This is a genomic window from Sphingopyxis sp. GW821-FHT10B01 (assembly GCF_059415685.1).
Genome location: NZ_JBWKNS010000005.1, coordinates 194,564 through 207,991, shown reverse-complemented (window position 1 = coordinate 207,991; position 13,428 = coordinate 194,564). Strand labels below are relative to the sequence as shown.

8 protein-coding genes and 1 riboswitch are annotated in these 13,428 nt (G+C 64.4%); of the genes, 2 read left to right on the top strand and 6 right to left on the bottom strand.

Translation table 11 applies throughout. The features are described from left to right. Positions 1-19 precede the first annotated feature (19 nt). The 5 genes from AC07NV_RS16480 to AC07NV_RS16460 are packed head-to-tail and all read right to left on the bottom strand — an operon-like array spanning position 20 to position 7,645. Complete coding sequence (locus AC07NV_RS16480) at positions 20-1,342, bottom strand: erythromycin esterase family protein (RefSeq protein WP_495167467.1); 1,323 nt, start codon at positions 1,340-1,342, stop codon at positions 20-22. Further along, entirely contained in the window at positions 1,339-2,952 is a 1,614-nt protein-coding gene (locus tag AC07NV_RS16475; protein ID WP_495167466.1) for a serine hydrolase domain-containing protein, read from the bottom strand. Before AC07NV_RS16475 ends, AC07NV_RS16480 begins: the two co-directional genes overlap by 4 nt. Next, positions 2,949-3,968: an N-acetyltransferase DgcN family protein gene (locus AC07NV_RS16470; protein ID WP_495167465.1), complete on the bottom strand. Its 1,020-nt coding sequence runs from the start codon at positions 3,966-3,968 to the stop codon at positions 2,949-2,951. Before AC07NV_RS16470 ends, AC07NV_RS16475 begins: the two co-directional genes overlap by 4 nt. Continuing rightward, a complete protein-coding gene (locus AC07NV_RS16465) occupies positions 3,965-5,437 on the bottom strand; it encodes an amidohydrolase family protein (protein ID WP_495167464.1) in 1,473 nt (490 codons plus the stop codon). Before AC07NV_RS16465 ends, AC07NV_RS16470 begins: the two co-directional genes overlap by 4 nt. 60 nt (positions 5,438-5,497) lie before the next feature. After that, positions 5,498-7,645 (bottom strand): TonB-dependent siderophore receptor, encoded by a 2,148-nt coding sequence (locus tag AC07NV_RS16460; protein WP_495167463.1) that lies wholly within the window; start codon positions 7,643-7,645, stop codon positions 5,498-5,500. Positions 7,646-7,813: 168 nt separating this feature from the next. Between AC07NV_RS16460 and AC07NV_RS16455 the strand changes: the two genes are divergently transcribed. Next, positions 7,814-8,764 carry a MurR/RpiR family transcriptional regulator gene (locus AC07NV_RS16455; protein ID WP_495167462.1) on the top strand — a complete coding sequence of 317 codons (951 nt, stop codon included), beginning with the start codon at positions 7,814-7,816 and terminating at the stop codon, positions 8,762-8,764. 91 nt (positions 8,765-8,855) lie between these two features. Next, positions 8,856-8,964, top strand: a riboswitch (SAM-I-IV-variant riboswitch). Positions 8,965-9,016: 52 nt separating this feature from the next. Next, positions 9,017-10,069 (top strand): threonine aldolase family protein, encoded by a 1,053-nt coding sequence (locus AC07NV_RS16450; protein ID WP_495167461.1) that lies wholly within the window; start codon positions 9,017-9,019, stop codon positions 10,067-10,069. Here the strand turns inward: AC07NV_RS16450 and AC07NV_RS16445 are convergent. Further along, positions 10,041-13,079 (bottom strand): DUF2339 domain-containing protein, encoded by a 3,039-nt coding sequence (locus AC07NV_RS16445; RefSeq protein WP_495167460.1) that lies wholly within the window; start codon positions 13,077-13,079, stop codon positions 10,041-10,043. The genes AC07NV_RS16450 and AC07NV_RS16445 overlap by 29 nt on opposite strands. Positions 13,080-13,428: the final 349 nt, after the last annotated feature.

Below are 13,428 nucleotides of genomic sequence, written 5' to 3'. Positions count from 1 at the left end.
TGTAACAACAACTTCGCGATCAGCGGGGAACGGCGGGCGTCAAGCGATCGAAGAACAGCAGCGCGTCGAACGCGCTTGCCGGAACGAGCAGATTTTCGGTGTCGAAATTACTGCGCAACGATTGCGTCTGTTCCAGCCAGCCCGCGGCCGGCCCGTCCTTTTGCGCGTGTCTCAGGTCGAGCAGAAAATGTTCGCGGCCGACCTGCGCCAGCGCGGTATCAAGACTCGCCGGCTTTTCCTCGCGCGATGACGCCTGCCCCGTCGAACCGCCTGCGATTGCCATGATCACCAGCTTTTCGCCCAGCGCAGCGCGCAGATGCTCGCCCATTGCAGCGGGTGCCTCGGCATAGATCGACCAGATGCCCCCGTGCGTGCGCACGTTCATCACATGGCCGTTGTGCGCGAACAGCAATATCCGGCCCTTTGGTCCTTCGCGTTCGAGCGCCCAGCGGACGTTAGCGGCCATCGCGGCATCGCGCACGGCGTCGGCCTTGTAATCGCCCGGCGACAGCGCACCGTCGTCGCCGGGCAGTCCCGAAACCTGGAACAGGGCCTCGAGTTGACGCGCGGCAACGGCGTTCTGGCGGGCCCAATTATAGTCCGCCTCCGACGATGCGGCGATCAACGAAGCGCGATTCCGGTCGAAGAAATTGGCGAGATCGCCAAGCGCAGATCGCAGCCGCGCCCGCTCGCCGACCGGCATCGCGACATAGGCCGGAACATTGAACCGGTCGACAAATGGCTCGGCACGCTCCCGAATGCGGCCGGATTTGCTCGACGCGGCGCGCGCCAGAAATGCAAGACTGTCATCGAGCGTGACCCGGGCGTTTTTCCATAGGCCGCTGCTGTCGCCGCCGCTCATATCGATGCCGTACAGGCGGATCTTGCGGCCGTGCGCCGGGTCCGCATTATAATTGCGGATCCAGTCGAGCAGTTCGACATTCTCCGGATAGCGCCAGAAGCCCCAGGTGAAGCCCCGCCGAGCGACATCCTGCGCATCGCCCTCGCCGCCCGCCGAATAATCGTGCAGGCGGCGCGATTCATTCAGCCCGGTCTCGAGCGCGATCGCGGTAAAACCCTGCTGCTCGACCAGATAGCGGAACAGGCAGTTGCGGAACGCCAGCGGCTCGTGCGCGCCGTGCGCTGGCTCGCCAAGCGCGACAACGCGCGCCTTCCCGACGACCGCGTCCAGAGCCTCCAACGGCGCCGGTTGCGACATGCCGGCGCAGGCAGGAACGGTGATCGCATGCGCGCGGGCCCACTCGACAAAGCCGCTGTCATCTGCCGCGCTCGCAGGCATCGCGCACGACAAGGTAATCGCGAGCACCGCCAATCGCATCATGGCAGATCGATCCGATAGAGCGGCACGCCGCTGAAGGTCAGGCGCTGCGCCTGCCCGCCGATCAGGGTATCGAACGTAAGCCATTCGGGGGCGTATTCAGGCTTGGCGAACCGAAATCGCCCCGGCGTCTCTTCGACCAGCGGCATCGCGATACTCGCGTCGGCATAGGCCATCGTCAGTTGCCCACCGCGAACGAAGATGCGCACCCCCGGCCCTTCTTCGCCATGCGCGGCATAGCGCCCGACGAGCGAGCCATAGGTCGCGGGAATCGGGGCAGGCGGCACGCTCGTGCCCTGTCTCGCGTAGCCCGACACGCCTTCGGACACATCGGTTACCACGCCCGCCGCATCGCGGAAAAAAAGAAAGGCGCGCGGTCCTTCGGGCGTGAGATAATGGCCCCAGGCCTGCTTGCCCAACCGTGCCAGCGGCATCGCGGCGTCGCCGTCGATCAACGCCAGTTCAGCCGGCGCATTCACCTTGAAAACAAGCGCGTGCCCATCGGCCCTGACAAAGCGGCCGGCGAAGCTTTCGGCATCGGGCCAGACCGAAGATGATGGTACCATTTCAGGGGCCGTCCCGGCTTTCGACAATCGCCGGACGATGCGTTCGCGCAGCGCCTTGTCGAGCGGACCATTGCTGAGGAAGACGACCGCAAACCCCTCGTCGAGATGGGCGACAAGATAGGCCTGAAAGCCCGCGATCGATCCGCTGTGGGCCAGCACCCGGCCCCCTTCGAGCACATCGACGCCATAACCATAATCGTCGAGCAACGGCGTTGCGAACCGGTCGAAGGCGCGCGCCGAAATCAACTGCCCGGCCGGTGTCTTGCCGCGCATGAGCAGCATCCGCGCATAAGCACCCATGTCAGCCGCATTCGAGACGATCGCGCCGTCGGCCGACAGATAGTCGAACCACGGGGCTTCGGCATAAGTGCCGTCGGACGTGCGCACATAGCTGTTCGCGATCCGCCCGCGTTGCCGGTCGTCGATCTGCGGGGCAGTGGCCGTCATGCCGAGCGGGTCCAGCACCCGCTGCTGGAGGATCAGCGGAAAGGGCCGACCGTCGACCGCCTCAGCCGCATATCCGAGCAGTTGATAACCCGCATTGGAATACCAGAAATGCGCCCCCGGCGCATATGGCGGCTCGAAATCGCCGAGCGCCGCAATGAGGAAGCGCATCGATGCAACGTGCGCAAGATAATTGGGAAGTCCCGAGGTATGCGTCATCAACGCATGGCCCGTGATCGGCGCAAAGGCCGAACGCGGATGGAAATCGGGAAGATAGCGCGCAATCGGTGCGTCCGGATCGAAGCGCCTCTCGTCGGCCATCTGCATCAATGCGATCGCGGTGAAGGATTTGGAGATCGATCCGATCGCAAAGCGCGTGTCGGGCCTCACCGACTGCTTGCGTGCAATATCGGCATAGCCGTGGGTCGCGACAAGCCGCATGCGGTCGCGGTCGGTGACTGCAACGACGAGGCCAAGGTCGCCCGGCGCCGCTTCGACCATTGCCCGCACATCGTCGAGCGCCGATTGCGCAATGTCCGTCTGTGCCGTCGCTCCCGTACCAAACGCGAGTATCAACGATAGCGAGAGCAGCAAACGGATCATGCAAGACATGCGTCGACCAGCCCTTCAAATTCCGCGCTTGGTCGCATCGGATCGGCAACCGGAACGCCCCATTCATCCGAAAGCGCGGAGACCGCCGCCGCGGCCTCTTCTTCCGATAACCCGGCCGTATTAAGCGACACGCCCGCGCAGCGCACGCGCGGATTGGTAAGCCGTGCCTGCTCCAGCGTGATCTCGATCGCGCAGCCGATCGACGGCAGCGGATAATCCGGCAGGCCGACGATATGCTGGCGCCCATGCGCATGACACAGCACCAGCACATCGGGCTGCGACCCGTGCAGCAATCCGAGCGACACCCCGGCGTAGGACGGGTGAAACAGCGAACCCTGCCCCTCGATCACATCCCAATGCGCGGGGTCGGCATCGGGGCTCAGCACCTCGGCCGCGCCCGCGACAAAATCGCTGACCACCGCATCGATCGGGATGCCCGACCCCGCGATCATGATCCCGGTCTGCCCCGTCGCGCGAAAATCGGCGGCAACCCCGCGCGCCCGAAACGCCTCTGCCAGCGCCAGCGCGGTATATTTCTTGCCGAGCGCGCAGTCGGTGCCGACAGTAAGCAGGCGCTTTCCGCTGCGCTTGCGGCCGGTCGCAATCGGCAGGTCGGGCGGCGGCGAGCGCACGTCGATCAACCGGCGTCCTTTCGCCTCGGCAACACTTTTGAGGAACCCATTGTCCATAAGCCTGTCGTGCGCACCGCTCACGATATCGAGCCCGGCTTCGAGCGCCTCGACCAGACAGGGTATCCACGCCGGCCGGATCGCCCCGCCGATCGACGCTGTCGCGATGACCAAAGCGCGTGCGCCAACGGCATGGGCGTCGCGCGGCCGCATCGCAGGCAAACCGATCGAGGCCGCCGCTCCGTCGCATTTATACTCGGCAAGGCACAGGTCCGGCGCCCAGTCGCGCAAGCCAAGCCCGGTCTTGAGGAAAGTCGTGTCGTCGGCGTCACCGAGGAACAGCAGATAGGGCTGCGGCAGGCCGATCACCTCGCTCATGGCTTGACCTTTGACGAGATCGGCCGGCCGGGTCGCACGCCTTCGACCAGCGCGCCGCCGTCGACCACCAGCGTGCCGTTGACCATCACAAAACGAAAACCGTCCGACATGCGCGCCGCGTCGCCGTAAGTTGCCTTGGTACCGACCGTCGCAGGGTCGAACAGCACGATGTCGGCATCGGCGCCCGGCTGGAGCCGTCCCTTGCGCGCCATTGCGGGCACAAAGCTCTGCAATCGCTGTGCTGGCATCAGCGTCATCTTGCGGATCGCCTCGTTCAGGCTCAGTGCCCTCGTCTCGCGCACATAATGGCCGAGCACCTGTGCGAAGGTGCCCGCCGATCGCGGGTGGCCGTTCGGCCCCTCGATCCGCCCGCCATCGCTCGCGATGATCACCGTCGGGTCGGCGAGCAATGCCACGATCGTCGCCTCACTGTTCATATGCATGATGACGCCGTCGTCGCCGGTGCCCGAGCGCAGCGCGTCGAATTCGGGCTGCGTCAGCCGCTTGCCCGTCGTTCGCGACTGGAGGTCACCGACGCCGACGCCCCAACGCTTTTCCCAGCCGGGATCGAAGAAATGGCTGCGGACGGCATCGACAGATCCGCCCCATGGATAGGTTTCGGTCGAAACGTCGATGCCCCTCGCGTGTGCGTCGCGTATCAGCCCCGCCATCTTCGGCGCATCCGACATCGCCATGCTGTTGATATGCGCGATATGGACGCAGGCGCCCGTGATCGCGGCATTCGCAATATTTTCCTGCACCGCTTCCAGCGTGCTGTCGGGCTCGACAAGGCTGCCGTGACGGATGTGGGTGAAGAGGCAGCTTCGCGCCTTCGCGGCGACGCGGGTGACGTCGAGCATCTCCGGATGCGTGATGCCCGGTGCATATTGGGTGCCGCTGCCGATCCCGATAGCGCCCTCGCCTAGCCCCCGTTCGAGCAACGGTACGAGCCGCGCGGCGGGCGCGTCCGGGATCGGCTGGTCGGCCTCGGGCGCACCGAATTTCTCCATCGGATCGCGGAGTGCCGCGAGCCCCGCCGCCCCTTCGCCTTTTTGCAGAAAATAGCGGACGGCGGTGTGGCCGACGCTCGTGCCATAGTTGAGCAGTTCCTGTCCCTGCTTCGCCGCATACCATGCCGACACCGGCCAGGTGCCGATCTCCAGCTCCAGTCGTGTCGTCACCCCATCCTTCACCTGATAGCGCGCGGCCTCGAGCGTCGTCGCGTGCGAATGCAGGTCGATGAACCCCGGTGCCGCGACCAGCCCGCGCGCATCGATCTCGCGCCGTCCCTTCATCGGCGTATCGGTCACCGCGGTGATCCGGTCGCCGTCGACAGCGATGTTGCGGATCGCATCGAGCCCCGTTTCGGGATCGATCGCGCGCGCACCGACATAGACGATATCGTGGACAGGCTCGGCATGTGCGGCGGCGGCGAGCAAGCCCGCCAGCGGCCCGATCGCCGCCAGCATAGCCCACCGCCACCGCGTCGCATATGTCCACTTTTTATCCGACCCGACTAGCACGGCGGGTCAGAAATTCGCGCGCAGTGAAACGGTCGCGCTCCGCGGTTCGCCGACGACATTGCCATAGAACAGCGTCTGGTAGTTGTTCACGAAATAATGCTTGTCGAAGAGATTCTTGACGTTGACCTGCACGCGGAAGCGCTCGAAATCATAACCCGCCGACGCATCGACCAGCGTATAGGACGGGATGTCGCGTGTCGCGCGGTCGAAGTCGGTCTTCACCGAGCCCACATAACGGATACCGCCGCCGATGAAGGCGCCGCCGCCGAATTCATAACTCGTGTAGATGCTCGCGGTGCTCTTCGGCAGGAAGGTCAAAGTCTTGCCGATAAGCGTCGTATCATCGTCCTCGCGGATCGTCGGATCGAGAATGGCCAGCCCGGCATTGACCTGCCAGCCCTTCGTAATCTCGCCCACCGCCTGGAGCTCGAACCCCCGATGGCGGACCTTGCCCACCGGGGAATAGCGGTCGATCAGGTCGATGGTCTGGTCGTACCGTGCCTGATTGGCCTGCCGGACGTCGAACAGTGCGGCGGTCAGAAGCAGCCGCCGGTCGGGGGATACATATTTGACCCCGACCTCAACTTGCTCACCGGTGAGCGGCGGCAGGACGTCGCCAACCGCATCGATGAACAGCTGCGGCTGGAAGGATTCGCTGTACGATGCATAAAAGTTGAGCCCTTTGACGGGCTCCAGCGTCGCCGCGAGGCGGAGGCTGGTCTGGCTGTCGCCGCTGAAATCCTGCCAGGCTCCGGTACCCGACTGCTTGCTGACATCGGGCTTCGCCCATGAAATGCCGCCGAGCAGGGTCAGCGGTTCCGCTACCTTAATGCTCGCCTGCGTCGACAGCGTCAGATAGCGAAGCCGGCGGTTCAGGCCGTAGTCGAAGCCGGGGTAGGTCCGGCTATTGAAGAGCGCCTCGATCGCATCGATACCATCGAAGATGTTGGCGAGGTCGCCCTGCGGCGTGTCCGGGATCGTACCCGCCTGTTTCGTCTCATAATCCTGATAATTTGCCGCGACGGTGATGAAGCTGTCGGAAAGGCCGAGATCGTCGAATTTATAGACGCCCGACAGCCCGGCGCTAAAGGCCTGCGTCGTGCTTTTGGTGAGCTTGTTGATCGCGATCAGGAAGTCGCCGTTCGGCTGCAGATCGTATCCGAAGCCGCTTTCGCCGGTCGTGTTCGAACGGAGATAATTGACCCGGAGACTGACCGAAAGCGCCGATGACGCTTCCCAGTCGAGGCCGCCGTTCACCCGGGCCACCGGCGTCACCAGTTCGAAGTCGCCCGACCCGATGAAGAAGGACCGGCCGACCGGCGCGGGCGATCCGTCGGGCAGCGTCGGAATGCCGTCGAACGACGTACGCCGATAGCGTTCATATCCGCCATGGAGATAAGCGGTCAGATCGGATGACAGGTCGGCGTCGATGCCGGCATAAATCACCGTCTTCGCCGAACCGACGCGCTGCATGAAACTGCCGCCTTCCTCGTGAACGGCAACGCCGATCACATGGATTGTCTCCGCGGCGTTGAGCGCGCCCGCAAGCTGGCCCTCGATACGCCAGCGATCCCACGAGCCGCCGAGCAGTTCGATATGCGACGGCGTGCCCGCACGCGCGCTCTTCGTTACCTGATTGATGATACCGCCCGGATTGGCCGCCCCGTACACCACCGATGTCGGTCCCTTGACGATTTCGAGGCGTTCGAGCGTCGCAAAGTCGGGCTCATAGTCGAGCGCACCGACATTCAGTCCGTCGATCGCATTGCCCGCCGCAAAACCGCGCAGCTTGATGATCGAAGATGTTCCGCCCGGGTTTCCGTCGAACAGGGCGCCTGGCGTATATTGGGCGACATCGCCAAGGGTCTTGGCGTCAGTGGCTTCCAGAAAATCCTCGCTGATCAAGGTGATCGACTGGGGGACTTTCTCGAGCGGCAGCGGAAGACCCGTGGTGCCGCTCGTATTCTCGCTGAGATAGCGATAGCCGCTGACGACAATCGCATCGGCGTCCGCATCGGCGACGGGTTCGGCTTCCTGCGCCTGCACGGCCCCCACCAGACCCGGCTGCAACGCCAGTGCACCAGCCGCCAGCAGAAAGCGCGTCCTGCCAACGCGCCGGTTCTTCAAACCCCTGCCCAGCCCAAGCCCGTTCATCACCAATCCCCTCACCCGATTTCAGAATGTCGAATGGCCGTCCTTTTCCGATCCGGAGGGCCCGTTGCCGCCAATTAGAATAGCTTTGACATATTTCTGTCAATTGATAGTTTTGATTTGTTAACTAGCACGTCTTGCACATCAGGTTCGACAGCAGAGGTCCGCAGCATGAACGACAGCGACGACAGAAAATCCGCAGTTTCGCAGGGATCCGAGCCCGACAAGCCGGTCATCCCGAATGTGCCGCTGCTGCAGCGCCTGCAGACAGATCTGGAAAGCTATTCGTCAGCGGACCGGGCGGTCGCCGCTTATATGCTGGCGCACTATGCCACCCTCGCCTTCGAAACCGCGATGTCGCTGGCCGACAAGGTCGGGGTCAGCGAAATCACCATCGGCCGCTTTGCCCGCAAGCTTGGATACCGCAATTTCAAGGCGTTGAAGAACGAACTCAAGGACAGCAGCGAAGAGGGCTTCCCCTGGCTGATCGGCGACGATCTGCTCGAATTCGTCGAGTCGTCCGACGGATCGGACGCAGGCGAAAGCAATATCCAGCGCGAGATGAAGTCGCTTCTTGCCGTCTATCGCCTGGCCGAAACCCCGCAATGGGCCGCGGCAATCGAATTGCTCGCCAGGTCCCGCACGGTGCAGATCGCGGGTTTCCAGACCGAGCGCGGCATCGCGATGCTGCTCGCCAACCACCTCCAGTTCATGCGCGACGGGGTACGGCTCGTCGATCTTTCGGCGGGCAATTATGCCGATGTTTTCGCGAACGAGGCGGAGGATAGCTGCCTCGTCGTCATCGACATCCGGCGCTATTCGCGCCAGTCCTATCTGATCGCCGAGCAGGCGAGCCTGCATGGTATCCCGCTGATTGTCCTCACCGATCTGTTCTGTGACTGGGCGCCGCGTTTCACGCCGCATGTCCTCGCCGTGCCGACACAGACGGGCATGTTCTGGAGTTCGCCGGTCGCACTTGTCTGCGCGGTAAATCTGATCGTGAACGGCGTCATCAAGATGGTCGGCACGCGCGTCGAACAGCGACTGGAAAAGCTGACGCGCCTTCATCAGACTTTCACGGGCTATGCCGGCCATCAGCCGCCACGCGCCAAGCGCCCGTGACCGAGTAAATATGACAGTTTTATGCCAAAAACTATTTTAGGCAGAAAAATTACGTAGCGGTTGACGTCGCTGACCGCCCTCACTAGAGGGCGCCTTACATCAAGAGTCGGGCCGACGCCTGACACCAACCTGCTCCCGAGCAAGGTGGTACCCCGTTCAAAGCGGGGGATGTGGCCGGACCGGCAACAAACGGGACCTTCAGCCGCACATGCGTCGAACCGCTTCTCGATCTTTTCGAGGAAAGGAAACGACGTGACGAGCAAGCCCCAGCAATTCGCCAGCGACAATTATGCCGGCATCTGTCCCGAAGCCTGGGATGCGATGGACGCCGCCAACCGCCAGTCGGCGCCGGCATATGGCGACGATGCGTGGACGCAGCGCGCGGCCGACGCCTTTCGGGCCTTGTTCGAAACCGACTGCGAAATCTTCTTCGCCTTCAACGGCACCGCCGCAAACTCGCTCGCGCTGGCGACCTTGTGCCAATCCTATCACAGCGTCATCTGCTCCTCGTCGGCGCATGTCGAGACCGACGAATGCGGCGCCCCCGAATTCTTCTCGAACGGATCGAAGCTGCTCGTTGCGCAGACCGAGGACGGAAAGCTGACGCCCGAGGCGATCCGCGCGCTCGCGCTCAGCCGGTCGGACATCCACTTCCCCAAATCGCGCGTCGTGACGATCACCCAGCCGACCGAAACCGGACAGGTCTATTCACCCGCCGAAATCGGGGCGATTTCGGCGACGTGCCGCGAACTCGGCCTCAAGCTTCACATGGACGGCGCGCGTTTTGCCCATGCTTGCGCAACGCTTGGCTGCGCGCCCGCCGACATCACCTGGCGTGCGGGCGTCGACCTGCTCTGCTTCGGCGGCACGAAGAACGGCATGGCTGTTGGCGAAGCCATCGTCTTTTTCGATACCGCGCTCGCCACCGATTTCGATTACCGGTGCAAACAGGCTGGCCAGCTCGCGTCGAAAATGCGCTTCCTCGCGGCGCCGTGGATCGGCCTGCTCGAAAGCGGGGCGTGGCTTCGCAATGCCCGCCATGCCAATGATTGCGCGACCCGGCTCGCGTCGCGCATCGCGGCGCTGCCCGGCGTCGAACTCGCCTTCCCTGTCGAGGCGAACGCGGTGTTTCTGACGGCGCCCGAATCCCTGCTCGACGGCCTGCGTTCACGCGGCTGGCGCTTCTATACCTTCATCGGCGGCAGCGCCCGCTTCATGTTCGCATGGGATGCCGACCCCGCAATGGTCGACCAGCTCGCCCACGATATCGAGGAACTCAGCGAGACGCTGCTGGTGCCGGGCTGACCGCACCGGGATCCGGCTCGGGTCCGGCAGTCGATGGCGCAAGCTGCCGGCTGTAGAGCCAGCCGATCCCTATCAGGCTGAAACCGAGCGCGACGAAGGATCCGATGCGGAGCAGGCCCTCAAGTCCGGAGGCGTCGAACAGGAACACCTTGGCTGCCGCCGCCAGCATCAGCACCAGCGAGGTAATGCGCCAGTCGCGCCGGCGCGTGCGAATGCCCCACAGCAGGAAACCGATCGCGAGCAGGAGAATGAGCAGCGAGCGCAGGATATTCTCAGCCGGCGCGACCCCCGCCTCGACGAGTAGACTGCCATGAAAGAGCTGGCGCAATGTCGCCCAGGCGAACACCGCGACGAGCAACATGGTGAAGAGCTGGATGGCGAGATCGAGCCATGCGGGCGCGGGCGCGAACAGTCTCTCGATCAACTGCATCCCGAACCACGGCAACAGGAACAGCGGCACGAGCAGATTGACGAGCGGCCAGCTGCCAACGGCTTGCTCCGCCCACAGCGGATTGTGAAGAAGCAGGCCATAGAAGACCGCATGCGCTGTCCCGGCGATGGCAAGCGCCTGCGCGCCGGGGCGAAGACCGCGGCGCCAGAGCAGCCAGCCGGAACCGATCAGCAGGCCTTCCCAGACGAGGCGCTGGCATATTCCGGTTGCGACAAAATCGCTCCCGACGACCGCCGCAAAGCCCAGCCGGTAAAGGGCGTGGACCGCGATCATGCCGATCGCGCCGGCGATGCCCAGCCCGGCAAACAGCAGCCATCGCGGCAACTTGTTACGGACGAGCCAGAAAGGCACGCCAAAGAGAAGCACGGGAAGACCCAGACGGCGGACCAGTTCGGCTGCGCGCAGCGCCTCGCCGTCGACCAGCATCGGCATGCTGCCGAGCGACAGCAGCGCCTTGCCCGACCAGATCACGACCGGAAGCGTCGCCCACGCGAGACTGATCGCGGCGAAGGTTGTCGCTCCTGCATCGATCCGGGCGAAGGCAATGCGCTGGCCTGCGAACAGCAAGGCCGCGACGCCAAACGCCGGAACGAGGACCAGAACCGTCCCCGGAAGCACCTGCGCCGTGGCGCCATAAGCAAGCGCAGCCGCCAGCGCCTGTCCGAACCGGCGCACAATCGGCCGGTCGGCGCGGAGCGCGAAGACAAGCGCGACGAGCGCGAGCGCCGCCCAGCGCAGCACGGCCTCCCCGTTGGCGCTCGCTGCGCCCTCCGCAAGACGCGGCAGTTCGCCCAGCGCGCGCGGCGTCGTAACCAGCGCGACCAGCGCGACGCCGAAGAAACCTGCCCCCACCCATTCGATACGGCGATCGGCAGCGGACTTGCCAAAAAACAGCAGTCCGGCGGCCACAGCTGCGATCGCGACCGGCACGAGCCAGAGGGGCAGGATCAGACCAAGCGCGAGCGCCAGCAGCGCCGCTGCCGTCCCGGTGAGCCAGGAAAAACGGCTGTCGGACGCGCGACCTTCGGCGCGCCACCCGCGCGCGATTCCGGTCGCCGGAAGCAACGTGCCGCCGAGCGCGACAGTCGCCAGCCCGCCGTCGGTCATGTCCCATATGTGCCATTTGACGAGTGGCACCAGCACAAGCGCAAGCAGGCAAAGCTCGAGCGTGCGGCGCAGATGGGGCGGCACACTCCATAGCCGCGCGAGCAGCGGAACCGCATGGATCGCCAACAGCGAAAGACCGATCAACCCGAGCCAGAACGGCGCCGGATCGGGCCACAGCGCCATAAGCAGGATCGAAAGCGCGAGGCTGGTCGTCGGAACGATGGCAAGGCTACGCTCGCGCCAGGCGAGCCACTGGCCCGCCGCCGCAAGCAGCGCGAACAACCCCCAGTGAAGCGGTGTGAAGCCAGCATGCGCGACCAGCAGCGCTAGTTGCAGCGCCCCGATGATCGCTGCTGCCGAGCGGAGCAAAGTGGCCCGCGGACCTTCATAGGCGAACAGCGGGATGGCGACGCCCAGCAGCAACACATAGGCGCCGATCGACAGTGAACCGACGGCATCGAGCGCGCCGCCGATGAAGATCATCCACAGGCTCCACCCGGCCCCGCCGGCGAGTGCGGCGAGTGCAAGCCAAGGCCAGCGGCGCATCCGCGCAACGCCGGTCATCGCCGCGATGGTCAGCGCGAGATAGATAGCGAGCAAGGGCACGTTGGGTTCAAGCGCTCCGACCAGCGCGGGCGCGGCGAGCCCGCCCGCAAGCCCGAGCAGCGCGCTCGGCGGCCCGAAGCGGAGCGACAGGGCAAGCGCCGACGCAGTCACCAGCGCCAGCGCCACGAACGCAAAAAGCGGCCCGATCAGCCCGTAGACATTGGCCGCGACCATGATCGCCGCATAGAGCGTCGCGATGCCGGCACCCGATAGTGCCTGCGGAACGCGGACATCGCGCAGCCGGCTTTCGTTGCGCCACGCATATTCGGCGGCGCCGATGAGCCCGAGACCGAAGATAAGGCCTGCAACCACCTGCACGCCGGGGGTGAAGACGCGCGCGAAAAAGCCGAGATCGATCGCGTAGCGGACGATGAGCACGCCGGCGATGGCAAGTGTGATGCCCCCCGCCCAGATCGGCAGCGTCTTGCCGAACAGATTTTCGAAGCGCGCCGACAGGTTAATCGGGACCGCCGGCGCTGCTGTCGCCGCGGGCGCGCCGGGGTTTGATGCAGGCGACTGCGCGACAGCCTCCACTTGGGAGCGATTCGCGGGTTGGGCGTCCTTCTGGACCGTCACGGGCAACGGCACAGCCGCCTCGGCCGCGGCGCGAATCGGCGGATCGGCAAGCTCGATCCTTTCCGGCATCGCCGGCGCTGGGACTGGCTGCGCGGTATCGGAGGCCGGCGGTTCGCTCTCGGCAACTTGCACGCCCGTGTGGCGCTGCAAGGCCCCGATCCGTCTGGCAGCTTCCGCAAGCGTCGTCTCGGCCCGCTTGAGCCGGCTCCGCGTGTCCGCAAGCAGGACGCCCAATATGATGATCGCCAAAAAGGCGAGAAGATCAAACACCCAATACCTTTCGCGACGCTTTTCTATCAGCCGAAAGCGGAAAGATCGACGGTCTTTTGGTTTTCAGGTGGTTACCGGCCCCATTGCGCCCTGGCCGACAGAGGGCTGATAGCTTTTGACACCTAGTTTCCGATTGCGGACGTTGGTTCTGCGGGAATGTCGTCGAACGCTTCTTTCGCTCCGTTCCTGAAGCATGGTCACCGGCATAGCGCCGATCGCCTGCGGCGGCGACAAACAAGGCAAGTATCAATATCGCGAAACCCCGGTATGTGCGCAAAGTGGCCCAAATTCGTACGGGTCCCAAATCATACGCCCTCAAGGACGGTCCAGAACGTATAACCTCGGATGG

Excerpts from the sequence above, each read along its gene's own strand:
- AC07NV_RS16480 (WP_495167467.1), bottom strand. The coding sequence starts at position 1,342 with ATGATGCGATTGGCGGTGCTCGCGATTACCTTGTCGTGCGCGATGCCT.
- AC07NV_RS16475 (WP_495167466.1), bottom strand. The coding sequence starts at position 2,952 with ATGATCCGTTTGCTGCTCTCGCTATCGTTGATACTCGCGTTTGGTACG.
- AC07NV_RS16465 (WP_495167464.1), bottom strand. The coding sequence starts at position 5,437 with ATGCTGGCGGCGATCGGGCCGCTGGCGGGCTTGCTCGCCGCCGCCGCA.
- AC07NV_RS16455 (WP_495167462.1), top strand. The coding sequence starts at position 7,814 with ATGAACGACAGCGACGACAGAAAATCCGCAGTTTCGCAGGGATCCGAG.
- AC07NV_RS16470 (WP_495167465.1), bottom strand. The coding sequence starts at position 3,968 with ATGAGCGAGGTGATCGGCCTGCCGCAGCCCTATCTGCTGTTCCTCGGT.
- AC07NV_RS16460 (WP_495167463.1), bottom strand. The coding sequence starts at position 7,645 with ATGAACGGGCTTGGGCTGGGCAGGGGTTTGAAGAACCGGCGCGTTGGC.